Origin of the sequence: Spiroplasma sp. Moj, from assembly GCF_016082285.1 — a bacterium.
GTDB lineage: Bacteria > Bacillota_I > Bacilli_A > Mycoplasmatales > Mycoplasmataceae > Spiroplasma > Spiroplasma phoeniceum.
The window spans coordinates 1-715 of sequence record NZ_MQTY02000167.1 but is presented as its reverse complement, the minus strand read 5'-3'; the positions used below and the strand labels follow the sequence as shown (position 1 = coordinate 715).

Below are 715 nucleotides of genomic sequence, written 5' to 3'. Positions count from 1 at the left end.
TCCTATAATTTCTATTTTAAATATATTTTATAGGAATTTTAAAATAACTAGGTTATGCAAGAAGTCTAATATATAATTTATATATATTAGTTTATTAAAATGCAGGAACCTATTAATTTTATTTATTGGGGATTAGTAAATAAATAAAATTAATAGTTAAAAAATTAAATTGAATTAAAACTGTTGAATCTTTTCCACCAGAAAAACCTATCATTCAATCATAATCATATTTTAATAATACTGCTTTAATTTTTTCTTTTGCATTTATAATTTTATCATTATAAATTTCATCTCGTTTCATCACCGACCTCACAAATATTTTATGTAATACTAAATTATTAGTTAAATATATTAATAATAAGATCACTTAACTAATTATTTTTATGATTCACAATATCAAAAAATATAAAATTTAAAACTTGTTAAACCATTTTAAAATATTTATGTTTATTTTTTTGTTTCCTAATTGCTCTATGTATTTACAAAATAAAAATAAAATTTAACATAAATTTACACTGTTTATATTTTAATAATTTTTGGTAGTAAGAAAAAAGTTGATTTTTTATAAAAANTATAAATAAAGTAATTAAATACNAATTAAATTAATCGCTTATTAGAGCGATTTTTTTATTTGCATTATTCATCAGATAGTATCTTTAAAATTAAAAATTAACCTATTTTACCCTACAAACTAGTTAATTTTTATAATTTCCTT

1 protein-coding gene is annotated in these 715 nt (G+C 17.1%); it reads right to left on the bottom strand.

The window, feature by feature from the left end:
• Positions 1–118 precede the first annotated feature (118 nt).
• Positions 119–301: a hypothetical protein gene (locus BST80_RS05330; RefSeq protein ID WP_415746293.1), complete on the bottom strand. Its 183-nt coding sequence runs from the start codon at positions 299–301 to the stop codon at positions 119–121.
• Positions 302–715 lie beyond the last annotated feature (414 nt).